The sequence below is a fragment of the Clostridium sp. AF27-2AA genome (assembly GCF_003478505.1).
Classification (GTDB): domain Bacteria; phylum Bacillota; class Clostridia; order Lachnospirales; family Lachnospiraceae; genus Brotaphodocola.
The window spans coordinates 1-20,511 of the sequence record NZ_QUFI01000015.1; the positions used below are offsets into that span (position 1 = coordinate 1).

Sequence of the window (20,511 nt, forward strand, 5' to 3'; positions counted from 1 at the left end):
GCGGTATGCCGGGATTACCGGCTTCGGACCTATATTGATATTGCTCTTAAATTTTTATTATTTTGAAAGCCGCGCCCGGCCGCCGAGTGTTCTACGGGATATTCTGAAAGGTGAGCCTAGACACTGGCGATACGCAGAAAGCGCATTCCTCCCGGAACCGGTGCAGCGGTTTTATTATAGCGCCGGGAATGAAAAAATGCAACGCTACAGCAGCTTTTTTATGGCATCCATGAGATAGAAGAACCATGCCAGCATCCTGCATCACCCCGCCTTCTGATAGTAGTATATGCAGAAAGCAGGATTCTTTCCGTGACAGAATGGGAACAGACTGCTATAATGGGGAAAAACGAAACGCATTTTATGCGGAGAAGAGGAGAGTCAAACATCATGATTCGTTTACACAATGATTACAACCGCGGCGCCTGTGTCAAAATTTTAGAGAAGCTGGCAGAGACCAATGCCGAAAGCTATGATGGATACGGAGAGGATACCTGGTGTGAAAAGGCAGCGGACCTGATACGGAAAAAATGCAAAGCTCCGGAGGCAGCTGTTCATTTCTTCCCAGGTGCAACCCAGGCAAACTTTATTGTCCATGCAGCAGCGTTAAGCCCGATCCAGAGTGTCATCTGCCCGGATTCCGGCCATGTGTATGCCCATGAAGCTGGTTCGATTGAGAACACCGGACACAAGCTGGTTCCGCTTCCATCTGCAGACGGAACCATTACAGCAGAACAGATCCGCAAGGCAGCCGCAGCTTATTATGAGGCAGGAGAACCGAACTATCTCTGTGAGCCGAAGCTGGTTTACATTTCCTTCCCGACCGAGTGGGGAACGCTGTATTCTGAGCAGGATCTGAAGGATATCCGCAAAGTATGCGATGAGTACGGTATGTATCTGTTTGTGGACGGTGCACGCCTGGGTTACGGACTTGGTTCTGCGAAGAATGATGTGACGCTGGAAAAACTGGCAGAACTGACAGATGTATTTTATATCGGCGGAACAAAATGCGGAGCGCTCTTTGGTGAGGCACTGGTCATCACAAACAGCGGACTGGCACGGAAATTCCGCACCTATATGAAACAGAATGGTGCGGTGCTGGCAAAAGGCTGGCTTCTGGGTCTGCAGTTCTGTGCGCTTCTGGAGGATGACACCTACGAGAAGATGACGGCCCGGGCCGATGCCTACGCTATGGAAATCAAGGCAGCCTTCAAAGAAAAAGGTATCCCGGAATTCGTGGACAGCTACACTAACCAGCAGTTTGTGATCGTGACCGACGAACAGGCAGAGAAGCTGGCGAAGGAGTATACCTTTGAGCAGGAGCGGACACTGGACGATGGAAGAAGGGTCGTACGGTTCTGCACAAGCTGGGCCACCACGGAAGCGGAGAAGAATCAGTTGATCGGAGATATTCGGAAACTGTAAGAATTCTATTGGAATTACGCTTCCTGACCGAATTTATGCCGGTATTTTAACGGCGACATTCCGTAGCTTAACCGGAACTGCTCTATAAAATGGCTGATCTGATTGTATCCCACATCGGCACTGATATCGGAGATGAATCTGTCGGTGTGCAGGATCATGTTTTTGGCAGTGTAGAGGCGGTATTCATTTACATACTTGATGGGGGACATGTTAGTGTGTGTTTTAAAGAGGGCGGTGCAGCGGTTCTTGTTTAGGCGCGCGGAATCCGCAATGTCTTTCACGGAAAGCGGCTGGGCAAAATTGGCGTGAACGAATCCAAGCATTTCGTGGAACAGCCGTGTTTCCTCCAAGTCCGGCGTTTCTGCATTTTCTTCAAATTCTTTTAAAATTTCTTCGAACACCTGGGATAAAAAGTTCATGACAGAAAAGTATCCCAGGGGTTCTTGTTTCCAGTTCTGGAATTTTTTCAGTTTCGTAATCTGATGAGGCTTTAACAACAGCAGGGAGTAGGCAAAGGCATGGCTGTCCAGCATGGGCTGGATGTATTTCTGTAAAATCAGAGGATGGAAAATCTCCGGGGTAAAGTTGATGCACAGAGTTTTCACATCGCAGGTGGTGGTACGGGAACTGTGGAGCTGATGACTCTGGAGCAGCAGCAGCTTATCACTTCTCAGCCGGAATTTGTCTCCGCTGATGCAGTATTCCAGCTCACCATCAGAAATCCAGGTAATCTGCAGCTCATCGTGCCAGTGGAATGGGATGGAGTCTGATGCCGCGTGGTTGAAATTTTGTGTATACATGGCAATGGGGAACTCTTCTGAGAGAAACTTGCTTTCCTCCTGGAGCTCTTCGTTTGTAGAAATAACAAATTCGATTCCGCCCTGATTGCATTTTGGAAATGATATGCTCATAAACCGATTTTCCTTTCTTTGTAATACAGATATTGCTTTTATGATATTTTATAGCATAAAACAGATGAAAAGAATAGTAAACGAAAAAACTTTGGTACAAATCTGATAAAAGTGATGGGGATATTGATAGAATCCGCGATGTGGGACTGATATACTAAAGGCACAAGGATAAAGATACAGGAGGGACGGATTATGTTATCAGTGAATGGAGCAAGATTACTGGAGAGAATCAATGAGCTGGGTACGATCGGCAAGGATGAGGAGGGAAGAAGAACCCGTCTTGCCGCTTCCGATACTGAGAAGCAGGGCAGAGATAAGGTGGTCAGATGGATGGAGGATGCAGATTTGAAGGTGGTTGTGGATCGCATCGGCAATATCTTCGGAATCTGGGAAACCGCGGAGAACAAGGATAAAAAGCCACTGATGATCGGCTCCCATATCGATACCGTCATCAATGCAGGCCAGTATGATGGCTGCCTGGGGGTGATTGGCGCCATCGAGGTCATCAGAACGTTAAAGGAAGCGGGGCGTCAGAGCGAGAGACCGATCGTGGTCTGCGCCTTTACCAATGAGGAGGGTGTGCGTTATTCACCGGATATGATGGGATCCCTGGTTTACGCGGGGGGACTTCCGGTAGATCAAGTATTAAAGACCGTCGGCACCGATGGTACCATCCTGGGTGAGGAGTTAAAGCGCATCGGTTATGCGGGAAGCGTGGAGCCGGGATTCTTACAGCCGGAGGCATTCGTGGAGCTGCACATTGAGCAGGGACCGATCATGGATACAGAGGGAGTGAAGATCGGCGCAGTAGAGAATCTGCAGGGTATTCACTGGCAGCGCGTTACCATTGAGGGGCTTGCCAATCACGCAGGAACTACGCCAACTAATTTAAGAGTGGACGCTGGTCTGGCCGCAGCAAAAATCAATGTGTTCTTAAGAGAACTGGTGAAGAAATCCGGCGGCGTGGCAACCGTAGGCTGCATTGAGCATGAGCCGAATGCCATCAATGTTATCCCGTCCAGGGCCGTGATGACGGTGGATTTAAGAAATCCAGATAAAGGTAAGCTGGATGCAGATGAGAAGAGCCTTGCGGCTTACTTCAAAGAGCTGGAAGAAACCGATCATGTGAAGATCAGCAGCGAGCGTCTGACTGAATTTGCCCCGGTCCTGTTTGATGAGAATATCGTACAGAAGATTGAGGCAGCTGCATCAGCCAGAGGACTGAACACCCGCCGCATGACTTCCGGCGCAGGCCAGGATGCCCAGATGATGGCGCGCATCTGTCCGACTGCGATGATTTTTGTGCCGAGCATCAAGGGCATCAGCCACAATCCCAGAGAGTACACACCGGATGAGGGCTGTGTAGCCGGCGCAAATGTATTTCTGGATGTTGTGATCGAGATGGCAGGTGTGCAGTAAACGAAGACTCAATGATGATATTCTGCTGACCGGTGCGGAGTATTTTGCTGAACTGGTAAAATAGCGGATGCCTAAATAAAGCGATACAAGTACTTTCTGTGCATCCAGATGGACAGTAGCAGTGTCACAAACTCTGCCACAGGAATAGCCAGCCATGCCCCATTGACCCCGAAGAACCGCGGAAGCACCAGCAGTGAGATCACGGTGAAGAGCAGAGTACGGCAAAAGGAGATGATGGCAGATGATTTTCCGTCGGACAGGGCGGTGAAAAAGCCGGAGGAGGCAATGTTAAAGCCGCTGAATAAAAAGTTATAGGCAAAGATCCCAAATCCGGTCACGGCCAGTGCATGAGTTTTCGGATCATCCGTGAAGATAGTTACAATACCGGTCGAAAGATAGACAGCGGCAAAGGCTATGATCACAGAGGAAAGGCTGACAAAACGGAAGGAAATACGGTAAATGCTTTTCAGCTCCTTCCGATTTTCGGCACCGTACTGATATCCCACGATCGGGCTGATCCCAATGGAAAAACCCAGGTAAAAGGCATTGAACAGAAACTGTCCGTACAGTAGGATCGTGATGGCAGCTACACCATTCGGACCTGCCAGACGCATCAGGATGATGTTGAACAGAAAGGTGATCACGGCATTGGAAAACTGGTTTACCATTTCAGAGGAACCGTTGTAGCAGGCCTGGATCAGTTCTTTTGTGTGCATGGTGAAGCGAGTCAGATGAAGAGCATGCTTCTGATTCAGAAAAAAGACCAGTCCTGCCAGGGCCGGTACCATCTGGCCAAGTCCGGTAGCCAGGGCAGCTCCGGCAATGCCAAGATCGCAGGATACGATAAGTACATAGTCCAGTCCCGCGTTGATGATCCCGGCGATCATGGTGAGGAAGAGTCCGAGGTGCGGCGCTCCGGCAGTTACCAGATAGGACTGGAACAGAGTCTGGAGCATGCAGGCCGGAGCAAAGCCCATGAGGATGCTGAGGTAGGTGCGGCAGTCTGCTAACAGCAGATCGTTGGCACCGAGTGCCCGGCTGATGAAATCCGGAAAAAGCAGGGACAGGATGGACATCAGCAGACTTAACAGAAAGCCAGTCAGAGTAAAAAGGGAGAGACATTCTTTTGCCAGCTGTATTTTCTCCTCGCCCAGATACCGGCTGATGACTGCATTGCCGCCAGTGGCCAGCATGGTGCCAATGGCAATGACGATGCTGGCCACCGGATAGACGATGTTTAAGGAGGACAGGGCATTACTGCCAATAAAGCGGGAGATGAAAATGCCATCCACGATGGTGTAGAGGGACATAAACATCATCATAATGATAGAAGAAAATGTAAACTTCAGCAGACTCCAGGGAGAAAAATGCTGGCTGATGGATGTACTCATAATCAAAAACTCCTTATAAAAAAGAAATAGCTTGAAAACTTAAGTGACCTTTGAGAGAATAAACCATAGGGTTACCCGATAGTCAAGAGGTTTGAATGTTTTTTTGAAAAACGGTCGCTAAAAAATCAGGATAGTAGCGAAGGAGAAATATGTATGGACCGTAATCTGTATATGACAACAGGAGAGTTTGCCGCGCTGATGGGCGTTTCCAAACATACGTTATTCCATTATGATGATATTGGCCTGTTTTCTCCGGAATATGTGGCAGAGAATGGTTACCGTATGTATTCACGTTATCAGCTGGAAACTCTGGAAACGATTCTGATGCTTCGGGATCTGGGTATGCCGCTGAAAGAAATCCGGCAGTTCCTGCAGGTACGAAGCCCCAAAGAGCTGGTCCGGATCTTTGCGGAAAGGGAACAGCAGATTGAGAAAGAATTATCCAGATTAAAAACGATGCAGGGGTGGATCCGGCAGCGGCGAAAAAAGATCAGCATGGTAATGCAGCAGGATTTTTCTGACATTGGGATCCATCATTTTCCGGAACGTTATTATCTGATCCGGCAGATTGACGGGACATCAGAGAAGGATTATATGGAAAAAACCAACCGGCTGATTCTGGATTTTAAACATGCGGAACAGCGCAATGATTACGAAGTGGCATATCTGCAGTATGGAAAAAATCTGTCCAGGCAGATTTATAATGCGTATGACAATGTACTTCTTCTTCTGGAGCAGAAACCGAAGCATATGGAATATCGTATCATGCCGGAGGGAGATTATCTGACGGGATTTCATGTCGGACACTGGAATGCAATCGGAGAAGCTTATGCGCGCATGGAAGCTTACCGGAAGGAACACAAAATTCAGACAGATATGGTGTATCTGGAGCGTGACATGGTGGATCAGCTTGCGGTGACAAGCGTGGAAGAGTATGTGACGGAAATTGCGGTTCGCATTGTACACGAAAACTGGACTGATTGAAAAATATAAAACTGGATATTTAAAACAATCCAGATAGCCGCTATAATCTCCATCAAGATAACCGATGCGGTCCGGAACGCAGGGATACTGACTGTTGGTTGCGCAGCATGTGCATAGCAGCAGACAATACGTTTACGCAAAGGAGACAGATGGAATGAATACAGAGAGATATGAGTTAAATAAGCAGCTGGCACAGATGTTAAAGGGCGGCGTTATCATGGACGTTACTACCCCGGAGCAGGCAAGGATCGCGGAAGAGGCAGGCGCATGCGCAGTTATGGCGCTGGAGCGTATTCCGGCGGACATCCGCGCGGCAGGTGGTGTTTCCCGCATGAGCGATCCGAAGATGATCAAGGGCATTCAGGAGGCTGTATCCATTCCGGTCATGGCAAAATGCCGGATCGGTCATTTTGTGGAGGCACAGATCCTCGAAGCCATCGAGATCGATTACATTGACGAGAGTGAAGTTCTCTCCCCGGCGGACGATGTGTTCCATATCGACAAGCGCAGATTCAACGTTCCATTTGTCTGCGGTGCGAAGGACCTGGGGGAGGCGCTCCGCCGCATTAACGAGGGAGCTTCCATGATCCGTACCAAAGGTGAGCCGGGAACCGGGGATGTTGTGCAGGCTGTTCGCCATATGCGCAGGATGAATCAGGAGATCGCTAAGATTACCTCTATGCGTGAGGATGAACTGTTTGAGGAGGCAAAGGTTCTCCGGGTTCCGTATGATCTGGTGCAGTATGTACATGACAATGGACGTCTTCCTGTTGTAAACTTCGCGGCAGGCGGCGTGGCAACCCCGGCCGATGCAGCCCTGATGATGCAGCTTGGTGCAGAGGGCGTGTTTGTTGGATCCGGCATCTTCAAATCCGGAGATCCGAAGAAGCGTGCGGCAGCCATCGTAAAAGCAGTTACCAACTTCAATGATCATAAGATGCTGGCTGAGCTTTCCGAGGATCTGGGGGAAGCCATGGTCGGCATCAACGAGCAGGAAATTGCGCTGTTGATGGCAGAAAGGGGCAAATAAGATGAAGATTGCAGTCCTTGCAGTTCAGGGTGCCTTCATCGAACACGAGAAAAAGCTGGGGGCTCTTGGAGCAGAATGCTTTGAACTTCGTCAGAAGAAGGACCTGGACACCGGTTTTGACGGCCTTGTGCTTCCGGGCGGCGAGAGCACGGTGCAGGGAAAGCTTTTGCGGGAGCTTGAGATGTTTGATACACTGAAAGAAAAAATCGAGAGCGGCTTGCCGGTTCTCGCCACTTGTGCCGGTCTTATTCTGCTGGCAGAGCAGCTGACCAATGATGACCATGTATATTTTGGTACGCTTCCGGTTTTGGTACGTCGAAATGCCTATGGAAGGCAGCTTGGAAGTTTTCATACGGTACAGGAATTTGCCGGAATCGGAGAGGTTCCCATGACGTTTATCCGTGCTCCTTATATAGAAGAAGCAAAAGCAGGTGCGCAGGTGCTGACTGAGGTGGAGGGGCACGTTGTGGCGGTGCGCAGCGGAAACCAGTTTGGAATGTCCTTTCATCCGGAGTTGGATGCAGACAACCGGATCCATGAATTATTTTTAAAGACTGTGCAGGCATGGAAAACGCACCGATAATCCGGAAAAACAAAAAAGAAAACCCGAACATTCACCGGAAAGGCGTTGGTTCGGGTTTCTTTTATAAAAGGACTGACGTTTATTCTGCAGTGGGTTCAGCTGTACAGAGCTTTTTGAGCGGCAGTTCAAGACGGGAACGCCACAGGCGGACCAGCTGGCCGACGCAGAGTGCATTGAACAGGGTACCCTCTCGCACACCGTTGAGCTTGTGGAAAGCGATAAGGGCAACTGCCATAGCCAGGATGGTCAGGGTACTGTCGAAGGCAACCTTGGCATTTCCGAAAGGAATACCGGTCTTTTTCGAAAGCTCGCGCACGAATGCTTCGGCCGGAAGCATGATCACATCGGCAATTACCTCAAAGCTGATGCCAAGTGCCATGATAATGCATCCGATGACCAGGTAAACAAAGGACGGACCCCATGGACCGCCGAAGCGGGTCGGGATAAAGCCCATAGCCGTATCAATGCAGAAGCTGAAAAAGAATGTCACCGGAATTTGCAGAGCCTGCTGGATGGTAAATTTCCTGCGAAGAATGGCTTCCAGCATCAGGAACGTCATATTGAATAAAAATGTGTAGGTTCCCATGGAAATGCTGGTGATCAGGCTCAGAACAAACGGAAGACCGGATACTGGCGAAGTGCCGAGACCGGCACGCGTAATAAAGGCAATGCCGGTGGCGCTAAGGATGACTCCGGTCAGGAACAGAGCATAGCGCCGGATGTAAGTGTGAATAGACATGACTGTAAACCTCCCAATTGTCATTGTCTATATTTTAACTGCAATCTAACTATTTTTCAAGTATAATAAAAAATATTTTGGTAAAAATCACTGTTTCAGGCCCTGAAGAAAATGGATCAATTCAGCAGAACAGTTATTTTTGATGATGATCATGCCCTGGTTGGCAGCTGTCATCAGATAAAAATGGGTTCTGGTTTCTACCAGGTGGGCAATGCTGCTGTATGGAACATCAACGGACTGCTGATTGCTGGTCTCCTGAAGATGGTCTTCATAAAAACGCATGACAGAATGGCGCTCCTGCAGCTGAGGATTGGCATTGTAGACCCTGCGGCACTGGCGCTTGGAAACATACACCAGTACAAGCGGTAAGGCAAATACAACAAGCAGGTAAGTAAAAGCCGAGGTACCGGGGGCTGTGAAAACCCGCAGGAAACCGGAGAAGATCATAAGGATGTAGCATACAGCCAGGATCTTTGGGCGGTATCTGCTGATCCGGAGCGGAACGATCATGTTGAAGCGTGTAAATTCTTCCAGGTTATAATCAGTAAAGGTCTGGTATAAAAATTTCATATGTGAAAGCCTCCTATCATCCCGATTATAGCGAAAAGTGATAAAAATTACAACCTGCATTGTGTATTTTATACAACTTTTTTGTTGTGAATGTTACAGGGGAAGTGTGTGGACTTTAGATAATTAAGAAAAATATGAAAAAATGGATTGCAATAGTGTGCAAAATAGAGAAAGTAATGACGCCAACTTGACTTTTGTAAAGTATCATGCTATCATACGTGTCAAGACAAAGGGGTCTACATCAGAGAAGGAGATGTAGGCCCTTTTTTGTTCTATCTTAACAACATTTTAATAAAAAGACCCCCAATGCAACCCCAAAACCCTTGCATCGAAAGAGAGGAGATAGACTTGATGAAAAAACTGATCGGACTGATTCCTTTGTATGACGATGACAAGGACAGCTACTGGATGCTTCCCGGATACATGAAGGTTCTCGAAGCCTGCGGAGCCCTTCCGGTCATGCTTCCGTTAACCACGGATCCGGAAGAACTGAATGACTGTTTCAGTCTTTGTGATGGCATTCTGATGACCGGCGGACACGATGTGGACCCGGCACTTTACGCAGAGACGGCAAAGAAAACCTGCGGAATACCATGCAGCAGCCGTGATAAGATGGAAGCGTATCTGTTTGAGAAAGCGTTACAGGAAGACAAGCCGGTATTTGGAATCTGCAGAGGAGTACAGCTTATGAATGTACTGCTTGGCGGGACTCTGTATCAGGATCTTCCTACAGAACATCCATCTAAGACGGAGCATCACATGGCGTCTCCTTACGACAGGCCGGTACATAAGGTTACAGTAAAGGAAGGAACACTTCTGGCGGATATCATCGGAGCCGGAGAGCATGGCGTGAACAGTTATCATCACCAGGCGGTAAAAGACCTGGCACCAAAAGCCGAAGCCATGGCATACTCTGAGGACGGACTGGTGGAGGCCATTGCGGTACCGGACAAAACCTTCATCGTGGGTGTGCAGTGGCATCCGGAATTTGCATTTGAAAAAGATCCGGAGTGCAGGGCAATTGTTCAGGCCTTTGTGGATGCCTGCAGTAAAAAAGAATATTGATCCTTGACCGGCTATGGCCGTTGGGATAGATCGGGTGGAGAGGCTTCTTCACAGCGTAAAAAGAGAGGAGAATTATTATGAAAAAGAAAGTAATGGTTATGGTAATGGCAGCAGCAATGGCAGCAGCAATGACAGCATGCGGCGGTTCCAAGAGCGCAACTGCAGATACTACCGCGGCAGCAGCAGATACCACCGCAGCAGATACCGCAGCAGAATCTAAGGCAGATGATACCACCGCAGCAGCAGACACTTCCGATAAGACCTGGGTCATCGCAACCGATACAGCTTTTAAACCTTTCGAGTATACGGATGAGAGCGGCAATTTTGTAGGTATCGATATGGATATCCTCAAGGCAATTGCAGAGGATCAGGGCTTCAAGTATGATATACAGGTACTTGGCTGGGACGCTTCCATCGCAGCATGCCAGGCTGGTCAGGCAGACGGTATGATCGCAGGCGCATCCATTACCGATGAGCGTAAGAGCTCCGGCTGGATCTTCTCTGATGGCTACTATGATGCAAATCAGAGCATGGCAGTTGCAGAGAACTCTGACATTACCGGCTTTGACGATTTGAGCGGAAAGAAGGTTGCAGTTAAGACCGCATCCATGAGTGCAGATTACGCAGAAAGCATCAAAGACCAGTACGGATTTGAGATTACCTACTTTGAGGATTCACCGACCATGTATCAGGCAGTTGTAGGCGGTCAGGTAGCTGCATGCTTCGATGATACCCCGATCATGGCAAGCAACATCAAGGATACTGGCATTGCCATGAAGCTGGTAGATGGCACCGGCAATGATCCGGCTGAGTACGGCTTTGCAATCTTTGATGACAGCAAGCAGGAGCTGGTTGATATGTTCAATGCTGGTTTGAAAGACATCAAGGACAACGGCACCTACGACGAGATCATCGCAAAATATTTAGGTGAGTAATTTCGCTTAGAAACCAGAGGATGCGCCGCCGGCGCTTCCACGATATGGAAACAAGGCAGGCCCGCGCAATGCGGGCCTTGCCGACTGTAACACTAAAACAAAGAAAGAAAAGGGTGAGGCATTATGATCAAGATTATCACCACCTACGGACAGCTTCTTCTGCTTGCAATGGGGCGGACCCTGCTGCTTGCATTCTTAGGTTTGATTTTCGCGTGTATTCTGGGAATGATCTTCGGACTTCTCAGTGTAGTTAAGAATAAGGCATGCAACATCATTGCACAGATCTTCGTATTCGTAATACGTGGTGTGCCAATGATCGTGCTGGCCTTCTATGTATTCTTTGGTATTCCGTATCTGCTCAATACGATTCTGGGTATCGGAAACGGCTTTACGCTGTCAGCACTTCAGGCCGGCGTTATCTGCCTTGCCTTAAACTGCGGCGCTTATATGGCTGAGATCATTCGTGCCGGCATCCAGTCTGTGGATATCGGTCAGATGGAGGCCGGAAGATCTCTGGGTCTTCCATATTGGAAAACTATGAGAAAGATCATTCTTCCCCAGGCAATCCGCACCATGATCCCGAGCATCATCAACCAGTTCATCATCACCGTAAAGGATACCTCCATTCTGTCCGTTATCGGTTTTCCGGAGCTGGTTCTGGCTGCAAAGAATGTGCAGGCAGGTACCTTTAAGTCCTTTGAGACCTGGACCATTGTCGGAATCATGTATCTGATCGTCATTACGATCCTGTCTTATCTTGCAAAAATGGTAGAGAGGAGGGTGAACCGTGGAGTTAAACGATAAAACTGTAAAGATCAAAGTCGAGAAGCTTCGCAAATGCTTCGGCGACCTGGAGGTTCTGCGGGATATTTCCACAGAAATCCATGAGGGCGAAGTGGTTGTTATTCTGGGACCGTCCGGTTCCGGTAAATCTACCTTCCTGCGCTGCTTAAACAAGCTGGAGACTACGACTGCCGGAAGCATTGTGATCGATGGCGTTAATATTTCAGAGAAAAAGGTAAACATGAATAAGGTGCGTGAGAACATCGGTATGGTGTTCCAGCATTTCAATCTGTTCAACAATATGGATGTGCTCCATAATCTGATGCTGGCTCCGACGGAGCTGAAAAAAGCAGACAAAAAAGAAGCGAAAGAGCGGGCGATGGCTATGCTGAAGCGGGTCGGTCTTGCCGAAAAGGCAGATGCGTATCCATCCCAGCTTTCCGGCGGACAGAAGCAGCGAGTTGCCATTGCGCGCGCACTGTGCATGAAACCGGACATCATGCTGTTTGATGAGCCGACCTCTGCACTGGACCCGGAGATGGTCGGTGAGGTACTGGCGGTTATGAAGCAGCTTGCCGCAGACGGCATGACCATGGTCATCGTGACCCATGAGATCGGTTTTGCCAGAGAAGTGGCTGACCGTGTTATCTTTATGGACGGCGGTTACATTGTGGAGGAAGGAACTCCGCAGGAGGTTATCTTAAATCCAAAAGAGGCACGTACCATCAGTTTCCTGAATAAGGTACTTTAGACGGAGGTGCAGCCATGGAAAAATATGTGATCACCATCTCCAGACAATACGGTTCCTTCGGACGCCTGGTGGCAAAAAAGCTTTCAGAGCAGCTCCATATTGATTTTCTGGATCGTGACATTGTCGAGGAGACCGCGAAGCGGATGAATACCTCGGTTAAGCAGATCAGCCGGGAAGAGGAAATCACCCACTCTAAATTTTCGTATCTCAGCTATCCCTTTGGACTGGGTACACCGGATGTGAGCGATGAGATCTTTCTGGTACAGCAGAGCATCATTGAGGATTTTGCCAGAAAGGGCTCCTGTATTATCGTGGGACGCTGCGGCGCCTACTGTCTCAGGAATGAGCCGAGACTTCTGCGGGTTTATATTTATGCACCTTATGAAGTCCGCTTAAAGAACTGCGTGGAGTACTTCGGCATGACCGGAAAAGAAGCCGTGCGGGCCGTGAATGAGGCCGATAAGGCGCGGGAGCATTATCACAAAAAATATATCCCCGGATATCAGAGCGATACGTTAAACAGCGACCTGTGCATCAACAGCGCATATTACAGTATCGAGGAAGCAGCCGAGCTGATCACGCAGGCAGCGCGGATGAAGTTTGGGGAGATATAAAAATTTAAGAGCGTACAGCACTACAGGTCCGAAGCCGGTAATCCCGGCATACCGCTGCGCAAAATATGGGTATTGTGTTCGGACGATGCAGCTGACAGATGTTTGCGGATAGTCGGACAAGATGTCCGCCTTCCTCAAACACCAGTCGCTGCATAGCCGGACACGTATACCCATATTTATGCTCCGCGGAATGCCGGGATAACCGGCTTCTATTGTATTGGCTCCACTAAGAAAAGATAGACACAGCCAGAACGGTACTGATAAAAGCCATGATTTCCAGCTTTTATCAGTACCGTTCTGGCTTGCGTTGGCGGCGAAAATCTCCTACAATAGGAAGAAGGAGAATCTTGCAAATTGTACATGAGGTGGAATTTTATGAAGCAGAATGGATGTTACATTGACCTTCACGCCCATCTGGACGGAAGTGTTACCGTAGATATCGCGAAAAAACTGGCGGCGCTGCAGAACATTGCGCTGCCAACGGACAATGACGAGGAGCTTCTGGCACTGCTTTCCGTGCCGGATTCCTGCGAGAGCTTAAATGACTTTCTGCAGTGCTTTGAACTGCCGGGACGCCTGATGCAGACGCCGGAGGGACTGCAGAATGCAGTGACCCTGGTGCTGGAAAATATGGCACAGGACGGCGTGATCTATGCGGAGCTGCGCTTTGCGCCGCAGTTTCATACCCTTGGCGGCATGACCCAGGAGCAGGCGGTGCAGGCGGCAGTTGCAGGACTGAAAAATGCTCCGATTCCGGGCAATCTGATTCTGTGCTGCATGCGCGGCGAGGGCAATGAAAAGGCAAATGAGGAGACCCTGGCACTGGCGAAGAAATACCTGGTGAAGGACCACGGTGTAACAGCCATGGATCTGGCCGGAGCGGAGGCGCTGTTTCCGACTGTGAATTATCTTGGCTTGTTCGAAGAAGCGAAAGAGGCCGGAATTCCGTACACGATACATGCCGGGGAGGCAGACGGACCGGAGAGCGTGCGGACAGCTATCCAGACTGGAACAAAACGCATCGGCCACGGGGTACGCAGCATGGAGGATGAAGCTGTGATGGAGCTGATTCGGGAAAAGGGCATCACCCTGGAAATGTGTCCCACCAGTAACCGCCAGACCCACGCCATTCTGGATATGAAGCAGTATCCGCTGGTGCGCTTTTTAGAGAGCGGCATCCGCGTGACCGTGAATACTGATGATATGGGCATTGAGCGTACCTGCCTGTCAAAGGAATTTGACTATCTGAAACGGGAGTTTGGACTGACTGAAGAACAGCAGAAGCAGGTGGTGCTGAACGCGACGGACGCAGCCTTTGCCAGTGAAGAGACAAAAAAGATGTTGCGGGAGAAGATTTTGAAAGTCTATGGAGCATCCTTATGATAAATCGCGAAGACATGATGGAACTGACCCGGCGCATGACACCGGCCCGCTCCTCTGTGGGGCGGATTGCCGGTGCTTATTTTGATGAAGAGGGTTATGTGGATGGAACCTTCAATACGAATTTTTTAAAGCTGTCCACACCGGAGCGCACAAAGAATTTAAACCTTGCAAAGACGGTGCTATTTTCCACTACCAACGAACAGCTGCGGGAATACCGCATCCCGGACAGCGCAAGAAAGCCGGGCGGCCTGTGGCAGCTTCTGAATGCCATCAAGCGGGATGGCATGAAAAATGACGCGTCCCTGGATCTGTTTTATGAGGTATTCGGTGAGCATTTTCAGCCAGGATATCCGTATGCGGTCTTTCTGTTTCATGGCCGGTATGATGTGCCGGTGAAGGGTACCGACAAGGAATGGCAGGAAGGATCGGAGGAGATTTACGAGTACCTGATCCTGACGGTCAGTCCGCTGACCGGAGAGTACGAACCGGGAGAGCCGGAGTTTGGTTTTCTGTATCCGGCCTTTAAGGAGCGGGGAGCGGCGATGAATTTTGTAAATATTTTTGAGAAAAATCCGGCACGGGTACACCGGGAACTAGGCGCCTGGATGCTGCAGGGATGAGACAGATGAACGGAATGAGATAGATGAGTGGGAAGAGAGACAGCGGAGCAATGAAAGCAGCACAGGCGGTGCGGATTCTGGCATTGGCAGCAGAGGATGATTTTGAAGCCGCAAAGAAAAAATACCGGAAGCTGATGGGACAGTTCCACCCGGACTCAGCTGGCGCAGGTGAGCCGGAGTATGTACGGCAGGAGTATGTAAGACGTTCTCAGGAAATCAACGAGGCATACCGGGTGATCCGGGGAGTCTGGGAGAACGGAGAATGGGAGCGGGTGCGGAGCCTGTGTCTGGAAATGACAGAAGGGCCGGTATCCGGGCGAAGCGGATTGAACACTTCTGGAATGTGGAACAGTGGGAAAAAACGCAGCAGACGTGCAACAGAGAACACATCCTGGCACCCATATGAGAATGGCAAAATAAATGAAGCAGCTTTTTGCGAACGCAACATTTATTGTCATTACAGTATGAAACCAGAATCAGAGACTCCGCTCTATTACAAAGCTGCCCGGGGCCGGTATTACTGGAATCCGGAGGAGGAAGCGTTTTCACTGTTCCTTACCAGTCTTCACCATGCATCGAAGGAGTTGTTGGAGCAGGCAGAGGAGCAGTGGATGGTATCTGGCGGTCATGACAGAGCTGGAACAAATCCCCGAAGCCGCCGGGAGTGGCAGGAGGGCGGCAGACTCAGCTCCGAGGAGCGTTTTGCCCGCCAGGCCAGACTGGTGCAGCTGTTAGCCGGGCAGTTTCTGCATCCGGTGGAGACCCTGCAAAAGTTATCCGAACCGGCACAGACCGACAAAAGCGGCAGGCCCATCTATCATTTCCAGGCTTTTCTGGGCAGCGGACCCTATGGTACTTACGGAAAACAGGTGGCTGGGTTAAAGGCGGGAGACTGGCTGTTTCCGGAAGCCTTTCAGGGCAGTAAGATCATGGTAAAGACGGAAGATGGGAAAAGCCTCGGACATCTCTCTTTTTCGGAGGACTGGCTGTATTTCTGCCTGATTCCGCTTTTGAAGAAACGCCATGGACAAATCAAGATGGTGGTGCGCCAGGTGCAGAATGGAAGAAAAAATGGCAGGCGCCAGCCTGTAGCGGAGATTGATCTGTATTTCCGTATGGAAGCGGGCGCCTCGTGGCATGCTGATAGTGATGAGAATCTGGAAATCGCGGAGATTCTGAACCGATGATTGGAAACGCGTGGATTGTAAATAAGATTTTGCGCGAGTTCATGATGAAATGTGAAAATGGAGCGTGATGATAAGATATGAAGAAACGGGATTTTTACCTGCCGTCCAGTGATGGAAAGTCCAGGCTGCACTGTGTGGAGTGGATGCCGGAACCTGTAGGGCGTGTTGCGAATTCTCCGGAGCGCGCGGATTTGCCAGAAGGAAAGCCGGATCCGGCAGTGCAGAAATCCAGGGCGGAAATCAAACTCTGGGTCCAGCTTGTTCATGGAATGAATGAGCATATGGGCCGCTATGGGGAATTTGCCGCTTTTCTGGCTGAACACGGCATTGCCGTGATCGGACATGACTGCCTTGGCCATGGATCGACTGCTGCTTATGGAGCAACGGAACTTTCAAAAGAAGACCGAGGCTTTTTTGCAGCGGAAAACGGCGGAGCTTTTCTGCTGCGCGATATGCGCCGGGTGGCCAGTTATGGTGCAAAACGCTATCCGAATGCAAAACACATCATGCTTGGCCACAGCATGGGTTCGTTTTTGACCCGGCGTTATCTTTCGGCATATCCGGGAAAAGAACCAGACGGAGTTATCCTTCTGGGAACCGGTTTTCCGGCTTTACCGCTGGTGTTTACCGGCGAAATGCTGGCCTCTTTATTTGGAAAACGGAAGGGAAAGCATTACCGGAGCCGTCTGCTCTATGAGCTTTCCATCGGAAACTATAACCGGAAATTCCAGCCGGTGCGCACGGACTATGACTGGCTTACCAGAGATGAGCGGTATGTGGACCGCTTTTTGAATAATCCGCGCTGTGATTTTATTTTTACTGTTGGTGCTTACCGCGATTTCTTCCATGAGATCCATGCGGCCGAGAAGGCAGAAATGGTGGGCTATATGCCAACAGTCATTCCGTATCTGATCCTGTCCGGAGACAAGGATCCGGTGGGAGAGAATGGGAAAGGCGTGAAAAAGCTTGCCGCCCTGTATCGAAAGGTAGGCGTGCAGGATATCACAATGAAGCTGTATCCCGGTGCGCGCCATGAAGTGCTCAATGAGGTGAACCGGAAAGAGGTATTTGAGGATATCCTAAGGTGGCTGACAGAGAAATATAACATCATATTCTAAAGTCTGATATCAGCGCCGTTCTGTCCGTTTGCATGCTCAGGATGCCTTCTGTCCGGGCTGTTTTTTCATCCACACAAAGGCAATGGCGCAGATCAATACAGAAAGCAGGGATCCTGCCGGAGCAGCACAGCCCATGGGAAACAGGTTGTCCGGATAGTATTTTGATGCCAGATAAGCCAGCGGAATACGGGCACAGACAACGGAAAGAATGTTGTGTAAAAAGGAGATTCCGGAAACTCCGTAAGCACAGAAATATCCGCTGAAACAGAAGTGGATTCCGGCAAAAACGCAGTCCCAGATATAACTGTGCAGGTACTGGCTGCCCAGACGGATGACATCGGCATTACCTGAAAAAAGGCTGACAATATGGTGTCCGGTAAACTGTATGAGAATGGAAATCACAATACCATAGGACACCGCAATGGTGGTGGCACAGGCCAGTGTCTGGCTTGCCCGATCGTGCTTTCCGGCACCAATATTCTGTGCGCACAGGGCTGAAACGGTAGACAGCATAGAGGACGGAACCAGAAAAAACAGGCTGATCATTTTTTCCACAATGCCAACTGCAGCAGCGTCATTTAAGCCGCGCCGGTTGGCAATAATGGTGATGACAATGAAGGCAATCTGGATAAATCCGTCCTGCATGGCGATCGGAAATCCGATTTTTAAGAGACCGCCCATCATGCTTCGGACCGGTTTTAAATCTGCAAAATGAAATTCCGGGATCATGCGTTTGTGACAGATCATGGTCAGGGAAATCAGCACGCTGATGGTCTGGGACAGGGTGGTGCCAAGCGCCGCGCCTGTGGGACCAAGCTTCAGCACGCCGATGAACAGATAATCCAGGGCAATATTAAAAGCACAGGCAATCGCAATGAAAAACATAGGACTCTTCGAGTCGCCCATGCCGCGGAAAATGGAGCTGATGATGTTGTAGGCTGTGATAAACGGGATACCGAGAAAACAGATGGTCAGGTATCTGATGGTACTGCTGACAGCTTCCTCCGGGGTGGACATGACAGCCACAATGGGTTTTACAAAACAGAGCAGGATTGCGGTCAGAGCAACGGACAGCAGCATGAACAAAGATGCCGTGTTGCCGACGGCCAGGTTCACCTGCCTGCGGTCCTGCGCGCCCACTGCACGTCCGGTCATAACCGTGGTGCCCATAGCCAGCCCTACGATCATGACGGTAAGCATGTGCATGACCTGACTGCCGATAGAGACAGCGGTGGTGCTGTCTACAGAGTTAAACTGTCCGATGATGAGCAGATCTGCGGTGCCGTACAGGGTCTGTAAAAAATAGGAAAGAAAGTATGGCAGTGAGAAAGAGAAAATGGTTTTTGGGATACTGCCGGTAGTCAAATTGCGTTCCATTTGTATGGCTCCTTATCGTTCGATTCTGATTTGATTATACTGGGAAAAAAGGATTAAGTCCATTATAATATCAGAACGGTAAAACGAAATTCAGTTGACAGTTTTTCCCTCATGCCGTAAACTATCCTACGGAATAAGTGTCGGCCGTTCGGGGCCGGTGAAAAGGGAAACGGGTGTGAGTCCCGTGCGGTGCCGCCGCTGTAAGCGCATGAAGGGCAGTCTGGATTTCACTGTTTTATATGAAAAATGGGAAGAAACCAGACAATATTGCCGCGCAAGCCAGAAGACCTGCTTTTTCCGCTTTTGCTGTCACGGTCCATGACAAGGCAAGGGAAACAAGGGCGGAGTCTGCCCTGGATGCAAAAATACGGTGCATCATCCGGTTTACTTTTGATAAGCCGGATGGTGCTTTTATTTTGCCAATATGTGTCGCAGGACACATTTTTGCATCGCGTTCCTGCATGGGTGATACGAAAAAAATTCAACATCAGGAGGAAAACAATTATGAGAAACAAGAAACTGGTAATCTTAACTATGGCTGCCTGCATAACTGCAGGTCTGGCAGCCGGATGCGGCGCAAAGAGCGCAGATATCGCAACAACAGCTGCAGCGGCAGCAGAGAGCACCGCAGCAGAGCCTGCGGAGAGCAGCGCGGAGGTGACGGAAGCAGCTGGCGATTCCACCGCAGATGAGGCATATGAGCCGGTTACCATTACCTTAAACCTGGAGCGTTCCGGTCTGGGTGAGAACGTAGAATATACCTTCACCGAGAAGCCGTCCGCAGTGGTTGCTTCCGGTGATCAGATGGCAGATTTCTTCTTTGATCTCGGTCTGGAAGACCAGATGGCCGGTTACACAAAGGGAAGCTGCTGGAGTACCGTTTCCCAGTATCCGGCAAGAGATAAGGTGCCGCAGCTGTTAGAGGCAGGAAAGGGCATTTCCAATCTTTCCAAAGAGGAGCTGGTGGCAACCGGATGCGATTTCCTGATGGGCTGGGATTCTGTATTCTCCGATAAAAACTTTGGAAAAGAGTTCTGTGATGCCAACGGAATCGCAATGTATTTCCCCTATGTATGCTCGGATAAGGCAACCTTTGAGGAGCTGTACAAAGACTATGAGACACTTGGGAAAATCTTTAAAGTAGAGGATGTGGCATCTGAGAAGATCCAGGCTATGAAGGATACGCTTCAGGAAGTAAAAGACACGCTGGGGGATGATGTTTACCAGAATCCGGTGACTGTTTTTGCATACGATTCCGGTGAGGATGCCCCGTTTACCGCATGTCAGGGTATGCCGGGTGATATCATCAAGCGGGCTGGCGGTATCTCTATTTTCGATGACATTGAGGCTGGATGGGCTACTCCGTCCTGGGAGGAAGTGGTAGAGCGTGACCCGGATGTAATTCTGATCCTGGACTATACCGGTGACATTTCTGAGAAGAAAAATTTCCTGGAGACCAACGAGTTTACCAAAGATTTAAGAGCAGTGAAAGAGGGAAAAATCTATTCCGCATGCTGCAGTGATATGCAGGGTTCTGCAGGTTCCGCAGAGGCAGTCAGAGAGATCGCAAAGCAGCTGTATCCGGATAAGTTCTAATCAGAAACTGTTGGAACATGAGGAATTTCCTGC

At 49.6% G+C, this 20,511-nt stretch carries 21 protein-coding genes and 1 riboswitch; of the genes, 16 read left to right on the forward strand and 5 right to left on the reverse strand.

What is annotated here, in order from left to right:
- Together DWY84_RS17570 and DWY84_RS09805 are read left to right on the forward strand one after the other, a co-directional pair.
- On the forward strand, window positions 1–238 hold a 238-nt coding region (locus tag DWY84_RS17570; protein ID WP_207665127.1), incomplete at its 5' end, for a hypothetical protein.
- 149 nt (window positions 239–387) lie between these two features.
- On the forward strand, window positions 388–1,422 hold the full coding sequence (locus DWY84_RS09805; RefSeq protein WP_118532798.1) for an aminotransferase class I/II-fold pyridoxal phosphate-dependent enzyme: 1,035 nt from the start codon (window positions 388–390) through the stop codon (window positions 1,420–1,422).
- A gap of 14 nt (window positions 1,423–1,436) precedes the next feature.
- On the opposite strand, the gene DWY84_RS09810 is transcribed toward DWY84_RS09805, so the two are convergent.
- Window positions 1,437–2,333, reverse strand: coding sequence for an AraC family transcriptional regulator (locus DWY84_RS09810; RefSeq protein ID WP_118532800.1), 897 nt, complete (start codon window positions 2,331–2,333; stop codon window positions 1,437–1,439).
- A gap of 192 nt (window positions 2,334–2,525) precedes the next feature.
- Between DWY84_RS09810 and DWY84_RS09815 the strand changes: the two genes are divergently transcribed.
- Window positions 2,526–3,752: a Zn-dependent hydrolase gene (locus DWY84_RS09815; RefSeq protein WP_118532802.1), complete on the forward strand. Its 1,227-nt coding sequence runs from the start codon at window positions 2,526–2,528 to the stop codon at window positions 3,750–3,752.
- 71 nt (window positions 3,753–3,823) lie between these two features.
- On the opposite strand, the gene DWY84_RS09820 is transcribed toward DWY84_RS09815, so the two are convergent.
- On the reverse strand, window positions 3,824–5,143 hold the full coding sequence (locus DWY84_RS09820) for an MATE family efflux transporter (protein WP_118532804.1): 1,320 nt from the start codon (window positions 5,141–5,143) through the stop codon (window positions 3,824–3,826).
- Window positions 5,144–5,296: 153 nt separating this feature from the next.
- Between DWY84_RS09820 and DWY84_RS09825 the strand changes: the two genes are divergently transcribed.
- From DWY84_RS09825 to pdxT, 3 genes are all read left to right on the forward strand, one after another.
- Window positions 5,297–6,127 carry a MerR family transcriptional regulator gene (locus DWY84_RS09825; protein ID WP_118532806.1) on the forward strand — a complete coding sequence of 277 codons (831 nt, stop codon included), beginning with the start codon at window positions 5,297–5,299 and terminating at the stop codon, window positions 6,125–6,127.
- A gap of 154 nt (window positions 6,128–6,281) precedes the next feature.
- A complete protein-coding gene (gene pdxS, locus DWY84_RS09830) occupies window positions 6,282–7,157 on the forward strand; it encodes a pyridoxal 5'-phosphate synthase lyase subunit PdxS (RefSeq protein WP_118532808.1) in 876 nt (291 codons plus the stop codon).
- A gap of 1 nt (window position 7,158) precedes the next feature.
- Window positions 7,159–7,740: a pyridoxal 5'-phosphate synthase glutaminase subunit PdxT gene (gene pdxT, locus DWY84_RS09835; protein WP_118532810.1), complete on the forward strand. Its 582-nt coding sequence runs from the start codon at window positions 7,159–7,161 to the stop codon at window positions 7,738–7,740.
- Between the two features lie 79 nt (window positions 7,741–7,819).
- Here the strand turns inward: pdxT and DWY84_RS09840 are convergent, their stop codons facing one another.
- Complete coding sequence (locus tag DWY84_RS09840; RefSeq protein WP_118532812.1) at window positions 7,820–8,479, reverse strand: DUF6198 family protein; 660 nt, start codon at window positions 8,477–8,479, stop codon at window positions 7,820–7,822.
- Between the two features lie 87 nt (window positions 8,480–8,566).
- Complete coding sequence (locus DWY84_RS09845; protein WP_178716857.1) at window positions 8,567–9,049, reverse strand: YcxB family protein; 483 nt, start codon at window positions 9,047–9,049, stop codon at window positions 8,567–8,569.
- A gap of 351 nt (window positions 9,050–9,400) precedes the next feature.
- Between DWY84_RS09845 and DWY84_RS09850 the strand changes: the two genes are divergently transcribed.
- From DWY84_RS09850 to DWY84_RS09890, 9 genes are all read left to right on the forward strand, one after another.
- Window positions 9,401–10,114 (forward strand): gamma-glutamyl-gamma-aminobutyrate hydrolase family protein, encoded by a 714-nt coding sequence (locus DWY84_RS09850; protein ID WP_178716859.1) that lies wholly within the window; start codon window positions 9,401–9,403, stop codon window positions 10,112–10,114.
- A 77-nt stretch (window positions 10,115–10,191) separates the two neighbouring features.
- Window positions 10,192–11,049 (forward strand): transporter substrate-binding domain-containing protein, encoded by an 858-nt coding sequence (locus DWY84_RS09855; protein WP_178716861.1) that lies wholly within the window; start codon window positions 10,192–10,194, stop codon window positions 11,047–11,049.
- Window positions 11,050–11,172: 123 nt separating this feature from the next.
- Window positions 11,173–11,853, forward strand: a complete 681-nt coding sequence (locus DWY84_RS09860) for an amino acid ABC transporter permease (RefSeq protein WP_118532818.1) — start codon at window positions 11,173–11,175, stop codon at window positions 11,851–11,853.
- Window positions 11,837–12,583, forward strand: coding sequence for an amino acid ABC transporter ATP-binding protein (locus DWY84_RS09865; protein WP_118532820.1), 747 nt, complete (start codon window positions 11,837–11,839; stop codon window positions 12,581–12,583). Before DWY84_RS09860 ends, DWY84_RS09865 begins: the two co-directional genes overlap by 17 nt.
- 14 nt (window positions 12,584–12,597) lie before the next feature.
- On the forward strand, window positions 12,598–13,197 hold the full coding sequence (locus DWY84_RS09870) for a cytidylate kinase-like family protein (protein ID WP_118532822.1): 600 nt from the start codon (window positions 12,598–12,600) through the stop codon (window positions 13,195–13,197).
- Window positions 13,198–13,572: 375 nt separating this feature from the next.
- Entirely contained in the window at window positions 13,573–14,580 is a 1,008-nt protein-coding gene (add, locus tag DWY84_RS09875; protein ID WP_243024820.1) for an adenosine deaminase, read from the forward strand.
- Complete coding sequence (locus DWY84_RS09880; protein WP_118532826.1) at window positions 14,577–15,200, forward strand: DUF4317 family protein; 624 nt, start codon at window positions 14,577–14,579, stop codon at window positions 15,198–15,200. Before add ends, DWY84_RS09880 begins: the two co-directional genes overlap by 4 nt.
- A 23-nt stretch (window positions 15,201–15,223) precedes the next feature.
- Window positions 15,224–16,387: a J domain-containing protein gene (locus tag DWY84_RS09885; protein WP_147354293.1), complete on the forward strand. Its 1,164-nt coding sequence runs from the start codon at window positions 15,224–15,226 to the stop codon at window positions 16,385–16,387.
- Window positions 16,388–16,464: 77 nt separating this feature from the next.
- Complete coding sequence (locus tag DWY84_RS09890; RefSeq protein ID WP_118532830.1) at window positions 16,465–17,505, forward strand: alpha/beta hydrolase; 1,041 nt, start codon at window positions 16,465–16,467, stop codon at window positions 17,503–17,505.
- Between the two features lie 36 nt (window positions 17,506–17,541).
- Here DWY84_RS09890 and DWY84_RS09895 read toward each other — a convergent pair whose 3' ends face one another.
- Entirely contained in the window at window positions 17,542–18,882 is a 1,341-nt protein-coding gene (locus DWY84_RS09895; RefSeq protein WP_118532832.1) for an MATE family efflux transporter, read from the reverse strand.
- 118 nt (window positions 18,883–19,000) lie between these two features.
- A riboswitch (cobalamin riboswitch) is annotated at window positions 19,001–19,193 on the forward strand.
- A gap of 193 nt (window positions 19,194–19,386) precedes the next feature.
- On the opposite strand from DWY84_RS09895, the gene DWY84_RS09900 reads away from it, so the two are divergent.
- A complete protein-coding gene (locus tag DWY84_RS09900) occupies window positions 19,387–20,478 on the forward strand; it encodes an ABC transporter substrate-binding protein (protein WP_243024821.1) in 1,092 nt (363 codons plus the stop codon).
- Window positions 20,479–20,511: the final 33 nt, after the last annotated feature.

What these genes read in the sequence shown, in the direction of transcription:
- add (WP_243024820.1), top strand. Translation starts at nt 13,573, where the DNA reads ATGAAGCAGAATGGATGTTACATTGACCTTCACGCCCATCTGGACGGA.
- DWY84_RS09885 (WP_147354293.1), top strand. Translation starts at nt 15,224, where the DNA reads ATGAGTGGGAAGAGAGACAGCGGAGCAATGAAAGCAGCACAGGCGGTG.
- pdxS (WP_118532808.1), top strand. Translation starts at nt 6,282, where the DNA reads ATGAATACAGAGAGATATGAGTTAAATAAGCAGCTGGCACAGATGTTA.
- DWY84_RS09895 (WP_118532832.1), bottom strand. Translation starts at nt 18,882, where the DNA reads ATGGAACGCAATTTGACTACCGGCAGTATCCCAAAAACCATTTTCTCT.
- DWY84_RS09880 (WP_118532826.1), top strand. Translation starts at nt 14,577, where the DNA reads ATGATAAATCGCGAAGACATGATGGAACTGACCCGGCGCATGACACCG.
- pdxT (WP_118532810.1), top strand. Translation starts at nt 7,159, where the DNA reads ATGAAGATTGCAGTCCTTGCAGTTCAGGGTGCCTTCATCGAACACGAG.
- DWY84_RS09890 (WP_118532830.1), top strand. Translation starts at nt 16,465, where the DNA reads ATGAAGAAACGGGATTTTTACCTGCCGTCCAGTGATGGAAAGTCCAGG.
- DWY84_RS09845 (WP_178716857.1), bottom strand. Translation starts at nt 9,049, where the DNA reads ATGAAATTTTTATACCAGACCTTTACTGATTATAACCTGGAAGAATTT.
- DWY84_RS09820 (WP_118532804.1), bottom strand. Translation starts at nt 5,143, where the DNA reads ATGAGTACATCCATCAGCCAGCATTTTTCTCCCTGGAGTCTGCTGAAG.
- DWY84_RS09810 (WP_118532800.1), bottom strand. Translation starts at nt 2,333, where the DNA reads ATGAGCATATCATTTCCAAAATGCAATCAGGGCGGAATCGAATTTGTT.
- DWY84_RS09900 (WP_243024821.1), top strand. Translation starts at nt 19,387, where the DNA reads ATGAGAAACAAGAAACTGGTAATCTTAACTATGGCTGCCTGCATAACT.
- DWY84_RS09805 (WP_118532798.1), top strand. Translation starts at nt 388, where the DNA reads ATGATTCGTTTACACAATGATTACAACCGCGGCGCCTGTGTCAAAATT.
- DWY84_RS09850 (WP_178716859.1), top strand. Translation starts at nt 9,401, where the DNA reads ATGAAAAAACTGATCGGACTGATTCCTTTGTATGACGATGACAAGGAC.
- DWY84_RS09870 (WP_118532822.1), top strand. Translation starts at nt 12,598, where the DNA reads ATGGAAAAATATGTGATCACCATCTCCAGACAATACGGTTCCTTCGGA.
- DWY84_RS09840 (WP_118532812.1), bottom strand. Translation starts at nt 8,479, where the DNA reads ATGTCTATTCACACTTACATCCGGCGCTATGCTCTGTTCCTGACCGGA.
- DWY84_RS09855 (WP_178716861.1), top strand. Translation starts at nt 10,192, where the DNA reads ATGAAAAAGAAAGTAATGGTTATGGTAATGGCAGCAGCAATGGCAGCA.
- DWY84_RS09825 (WP_118532806.1), top strand. Translation starts at nt 5,297, where the DNA reads ATGGACCGTAATCTGTATATGACAACAGGAGAGTTTGCCGCGCTGATG.
- DWY84_RS09860 (WP_118532818.1), top strand. Translation starts at nt 11,173, where the DNA reads ATGATCAAGATTATCACCACCTACGGACAGCTTCTTCTGCTTGCAATG.
- DWY84_RS09815 (WP_118532802.1), top strand. Translation starts at nt 2,526, where the DNA reads ATGTTATCAGTGAATGGAGCAAGATTACTGGAGAGAATCAATGAGCTG.